Genomic DNA, 682 nt, shown 5'->3' with positions numbered 1-682 from the left:
ACATCAAAGAGTTGGAAAAGGTTTTTTAAAATTAAGCAGGATTTTTAAAAATTATGTAGAATGTTTTATTGTGAAGAATATTAAATAAATATTATATTTTAAGGTATAGGAATTTAAATAATTCCTATACCTTAAATAAGGAATATGATTTATTATTATGAAGAATATTAAAGACAAGATATTCAAAGGTGTAATAAATATTGAGGTAAGAGCGAATTAAGGGGTTTTCAAGGGGAAGAATTCCCCTTGAAAATCTTGATAAAGTAATCGAAGAAGTGAAAACTCAAAAACTTATAAGAAGGAGGTGAAATAGCATGACGACCACCTGGTATTGGATTATAGGAGTTGTAATTGTAGTAATAGCAATATATCTAATCTGGGGTAGAAAGAAAAAAGATAAGAAGTGAGCTTCTTAATTAACACAAGATGGTAGAATTACTCTGGCTCAAGTTGTCGGTAATTTGAAAAGTCTTTGCAGCTAATATATAGAATGTGGAAATTATAAAATAATTAATAAAATGAGCAGATTAAGAGAGGGCATTTAAAGCCCTCTCTTAATTTTGGGAATACTAACGACTAAATTACGCGATACTCAATACGTTATACACGATACGAGATAAAAAGAAGATAAGAGGGAAAAATTGAGAGTAGAAGAAATTTTAACTGGAAAAGAAGGAGAGAA

Origin of the sequence: Candidatus Infernicultor aquiphilus (assembly GCF_002784285.1) — a bacterium.
GTDB classification, from domain to species: domain Bacteria; phylum Atribacterota; class Phoenicimicrobiia; order Phoenicimicrobiales; family Phoenicimicrobiaceae; genus Infernicultor; species Infernicultor aquiphilus.
The sequence above is the reverse complement of the archived record's forward strand: the minus strand, read 5'-3'. Positions refer to the sequence as shown.